Annotated in this window: 4 protein-coding genes and 2 pseudogenes; all 6 read left to right on the plus strand. The window is 65.2% G+C overall.

Going from position 1 to position 4,986, the window contains the following annotated elements:
* A pseudogene (locus EN742_RS38780) lies at nt 1-223 on the plus strand (flagellar hook-length control protein FliK); the annotation flags it as partial.
* Nucleotides 153-743 (plus strand): transglycosylase SLT domain-containing protein, encoded by a 591-nt coding sequence (locus tag EN742_RS24265; protein ID WP_245455392.1) that lies wholly within the window; start codon nt 153-155, stop codon nt 741-743. The pseudogene EN742_RS38780 and the gene EN742_RS24265, both read left to right, overlap by 71 nt.
* A gap of 232 nt (nt 744-975) precedes the next feature.
* Nucleotides 976-1,644: a response regulator transcription factor gene (locus EN742_RS24270; RefSeq protein WP_126058474.1), complete on the plus strand. Its 669-nt coding sequence runs from the start codon at nt 976-978 to the stop codon at nt 1,642-1,644.
* A 97-nt stretch (nt 1,645-1,741) separates the two neighbouring features.
* The gene (locus EN742_RS24275; protein ID WP_126058473.1) at nt 1,742-2,995 is read left to right on the plus strand and encodes a flagellar hook protein FlgE; all 1,254 of its coding nucleotides are present in this window, start codon (nt 1,742-1,744) and stop codon (nt 2,993-2,995) included.
* A 30-nt stretch (nt 2,996-3,025) separates the two neighbouring features.
* On the plus strand, nt 3,026-4,459 hold the full coding sequence (gene flgK, locus EN742_RS24280) for a flagellar hook-associated protein FlgK (protein ID WP_126058472.1): 1,434 nt from the start codon (nt 3,026-3,028) through the stop codon (nt 4,457-4,459).
* 3 nt (nt 4,460-4,462) lie between these two features.
* A pseudogene (locus tag EN742_RS24285) lies at nt 4,463-4,986 on the plus strand (flagellar hook-associated family protein); the annotation flags it as partial.

Genomic DNA, 4,986 nt, shown 5'->3' on the forward strand with positions numbered 1-4,986 from the left:
ACCTTCGATAGCAACGCCAGCCGCCGCGCGCGTCGACGCCAACAGCTCGCTGCCGATGTCGCCAGGCCGCGAGCAATCCGCCTTTCAGCCCGGCAACTCGAGCGGCAACAATGCCGGCTCCGGCGGTCAGCAGCCGGGAAGGAACAACAGCAATGACACACCGGACAGCGGCCGCGCTGCTTCGCCTGCTCGCGAGCGCACTGGCGACGGCATGTTTATCTAGCGCCGCCATCAGCGCTGCGAGCGCCGCCGCCAATCCTTGCGAACCCGAGATCCTGCGCGCCGCCGACCGCTACGGCGTGCCGGCCGGCATCCTCTATGCGGTTGGCCTGACGGAAACCGGAAACAAGGGCAGCCTCCAGCCTAACGCTATGAATATAGAAGGAAAAGCTGTTTTTCCGCGGAGCCGTGCCGAAGCCATGGCGACGTTCGAGAACGCCCGCCGCGAGGGCAAGACGCTGATCGATCTCGGCTGCATGCAGATCAACCATCACTATCACGCGTCGCATTTCCGCAGCGTCGACGACATGCTCGACCCACGCCAGAATGTCGACTACGCGGCGCGCTTCCTGGCCAGCCTGCATGCCCGCCACGTGACCTGGTCGATGGCGGTGGCCCGCTATCACGCCGGCCCCGACAACGACCCCGCGCAGAAGGTCTATGTCTGTCGCGTCATCGCCAACATGGTCGCCACCGGCTTCGGCAAATGGACGCCCAACGCCCGCGCCTTCTGCAATCCATAGATGCATGGTCACTCACGGGCGCACAGGATCTTTCTGACCTCGCGGCGCCTGCCGCTTCGCTCGAACGGCAAGCGTCGACACACAGTCGATAGACCCATGCGACCGCGCTTATTTTCGGGTCCCCAAAAAACTCCCAAGAAAATAGCTACAAGAAATGACGGTTGTTCAGGATTCCCGCCACCGGTTACGCCTCCTTCCACGGGGCAAATGAGATGATTCGGAGGGCGGGCCGATGATCGTGATCGTTGACGAGCGTGAGCTCGTAACTGAAGGCTACAGCTCACTTTTCGATCGCGAGGGGGTCGCCAGCGCGGGCTTCGCGCCGAGCGAGTTCGGGGAGTGGGTGAGCTCGGCCGCCGACACCGATCTGCGCTCGGTCAGGGCCTTCCTCATCGGCGACTGCCGCGAGGGTGCGATCTCGCCGCGACAGATCCGCGACCGCACTGGCGCACCGGTGATCGCGCTCAGCGAACAGCACTCGCTGGAAAACACGCTGCGGCTGTTCGAGAGCGGCGTCGACGACGTCATCCGCAAGCCGGTTCACATCCGCGAGATCCTGGCCCGCATCACCGCCATCCGCCGCCGCGCGCATGAGGACGTGACCTATACCGAGGTCGGCTCGATGCGCATCTTCATGGACGGCCGTGATCCGGAGATCGACGGCGAGCCGCTGCCTCTGCCGCGCCGCGAGCGACGCATCCTCGAATATCTCGCCAGCAACCGCGGCCGACGGGTCACCAAGACCCAGGTATTCAACGCCATCTACGGCATCTTCGACGAAGAGGTCGAGGAGAACGTGGTGGAAAGCCACATCAGCAAGCTGCGCAAGAAGCTGCGCGAAAAGCTCGGCCATGATCCGATCGATTCCAAGCGCTTCCTCGGCTACCGGCTGGTGTTCTGATGGCCGAAACCCGCGCCAGCCTCGCGCAAGACACGCGGCATAGGCTCGCGGCCACTGTCATGGGCCCCACCGTCGTGGGTATTGAGGAGACGTTTCGATGAGCCTCTACGGAATGATGCGGACCGGCGTCTCCGGCATGAACGCGCAGGCCAATCGCCTGTCCACGGTCGCCGACAACATCGCCAACTCCGACACTACGGGCTACAAGCGCTCCTCCGCCGAATTCTCGACGCTGATCATGCCGGGCACCGGCGGCGCCTACAATTCGGGCGGCGTCACGACGACGATCCGCTCCGCCATCAGCTCGCAAGGCGTGCTGCAATACACCACCTCGGTATCCGACCTTGCCGTAAACGGCGATGGCTTCTTTGTCGTGCAGGATCCGAGCGGCACGCCCTATCTGACCCGCGCCGGCGCCTTTGTCGCCGACGCCCAGGGCAGGCTGGTCAATGCCGCCGGCTATCAGCTGATGGCCTACAGCTACGCCAATGGCGATCCTGCGGCGACGGCCAACGGTTTCGAGGGCCTGGAGCCGGTGCAGATCTCCGACCAGGAAATGACCGCGACGCCGAGCACCGAAGGCGTCTTCAGCGGCAATCTGCCGGCGGGTGCCACCCCGCCTGCGGGCGCCTTGCCGTCCAGCAACAGCGCGACCGCTGAATACACCTCGAAGTCGTCGCTGGTCGCCTACGACAATCTCGGCAACAAGGTGCTGCTCGACGTCTATTTCACCAACACCGGCTCAGGCGCCTGGGAGGTCTCGGTCTTCGACCAGTCCAAGGCCACGGCCGGCACGTCCTTCCCCTATACCGGCGGCGCGCTGGCCTCGGCCAACCTGACTTTCGACACCACCACCGGCAAGCTCACCGGCGCCACCACCGGCATCTCCTTCACCGTGCCGAACGGCTCCACCCTCGACCTCGACATGTCGAAGCTGACCCAGCTCGGCACCGGCTTCACGGTTTCCGAGGCCGAGGTCAACGGCAACGCGCCGAGCACGATCGAGAAAATCCAGATCGGCCAGGATGGCATCATCTACGCACAGTATGAGGACGGCTCCACCAAGCCGCTCTACAAGATCCCGCTGGCCGACGTGACGAGCCCGGACCGGCTCACCGCCCTGCCTGGCAACGTCTACGCGCAGAGCACCGATTCCGGCGCGGTGCGCATCGGCTTCGCCAATGAAGGCAAGCTCGGCTCGATCGTCTCCGGCGCGCTGGAAAATTCCAACGTCGATATCGCCGAGGAACTGACCAACATGATCGCGGCGCAGCGCAGCTACACCGCCAATTCGAAAGTCTTCCAGACCGGTTCCGACCTGATGGATGTCCTTGTCAACCTGAAGAGATAACTGTCGGGCCCCGGCCCGTGAAAGACCCGCATGTCGCTGACCTCCGCCTTGAGCATCGCACAGTCGGCGCTCCTGACCACCTCGAAGCAGACCAGCATCGTCTCGCGCAATGTCGCCGATGCTTCCAATAGCGACTATGCCCGCCGCACGGCTGTCGTCACCAGCACGGCGCCGGGCGCCCGCTCGGTGGAGATCCAGCGGGCGGCCAACGACCTCCTGTTCCGGCAGAATTTGAGCGCGCTCTCCGCATGGAGCGGCCAGAGCGCGCTTTACAGCGGCATGGACCAGCTGGAGCTGGCCGTCAACGGCGTCGACAACGCGTCCTCGCCCTCGACCGCGATCGCCAATCTGCAGCAGGCGCTGCAGCTCTACGCGACGACGCCGTCCAACCAGAATCTGGGCGCCAGCGTCATCGACGCGGCCAGGGACGTCGTGCGCTCGCTGAATGACGGCACCCAGGCGATCCAGGATTTCCGCACCCAGACCGACGGTCAGATCGCCACCGCGGTCGATGACCTCAACAAGCTGCTCAGCCAGTTCCAGGACGCCAACAAGGCCGTCATTTCCGGAACCCGTTCGGGCACCGACGTGTCCGACGCACTCGACCAGCGCGACGCGATCCTGAAGAAGATCGCCGAATATGTTCCCGTCTCCACCTTCACGCGCGGCGACAACGACATGGTCATCACCACCACGGACGGCACGACGCTGTTCGAGACGGTGCCGCGCTCGGTGACCTTCACGCCCTCGTCCGGCTACACCGCCGGCACTCCCGGCAATACCATCTCCATCGACAACGTGCCGCTCTCGGCCGGCAGCGGCGGCAATACCAGCGCCGTCGGCAAGCTCGCCGGCCTGATCACCTTGCGCGACGGCGTCGCCGCCACCATGCAGAGCCAGCTCGACGAGACCGCCCGCGGGCTCATCACCGCCTTTGCCGAGACCTCCTCGTCGCAGCCCGATGCCGCCGGCCTGTTCACTTGGTCCGGCGCGCCCGGCATTCCCGCCGCCGGCACGCTGGTCGACGGCCTTGCCGGCTCGATCAGCGTCAACGCCGCCATGACCCCGGCGCTGCTGCGCGACGGCGGCGCCAATGGCGCTGCCTATGTCCTCAACACTTCCGGCTCGTCCTACGCCAACCTCCTGATCGCCTATGGCGACCGGCTCGACCAGCCGATGGCTTTCGATGCCGCCGCCGGTATCACGGCGACATCCAGCGTCGCCGACTACGCCGCCAACTCGATCGGCTGGTTCGAAGGCGTGCGCCAGCAGGCCTCGACAACCGCCGACGCCAAGGAGGCGCTGGCGACGCGCACGGCCGAGGCGCTGTCCAACGACACCGGCGTCAATGTCGATCAGGAAATGTCGCTGCTGCTCGACCTCGAACACACCTACCAGGCCTCCGCCCGCATGATGAAGACCGTCGACGACATGCTGGACGCCCTGATGAATGCCGTGGGATAATCGATGAAAGCGACAGCCGTCTCCTCAGCCGCAATATCCAACGCCATGCGCTACCAGCAGATGCGCATGCAGTCCGATCTGGTCAAGGCGACGAAGGAGTCAACGACCGGCAAGGTCGCCGATGTCGGCCTGGCGCTCGGCGGGCGCACGACCCAGGCCGTGACCTTCCAGCGCGATCTCGACCGGCTGAACGGCATCATCGATTCCAACGCACTGGTCGCCGCCCGGCTGACGTCGACGCAGGATGCGCTCGGCCAGCTCTCCGACGTCGCGCAGAACTTTCTTTCGGCCTTGACCAGCGCCGTGTCCGGCGATTCCTCGACCAGCATCACCCAGCAGGCCGGCGCGTCGGCGCTGCAGCAGATGACCGGCATCCTCAACACCAGCGTGAATGGCGAGTATCTGTTCGCCGGCACCAACACCGACGTCAAGCCGGTCGACGATTTCACCGCCGCCGGCTCGCCCGCCAAGGCCGCTTTCGACGCCTCCTTCGTCGCCTATTTCGGGTTCACCCAGAGCGACCCGGC

This window comes from Mesorhizobium sp. M4A.F.Ca.ET.020.02.1.1, assembly GCF_004022645.1.
Lineage (GTDB): Bacteria > Pseudomonadota > Alphaproteobacteria > Rhizobiales > Rhizobiaceae > Mesorhizobium.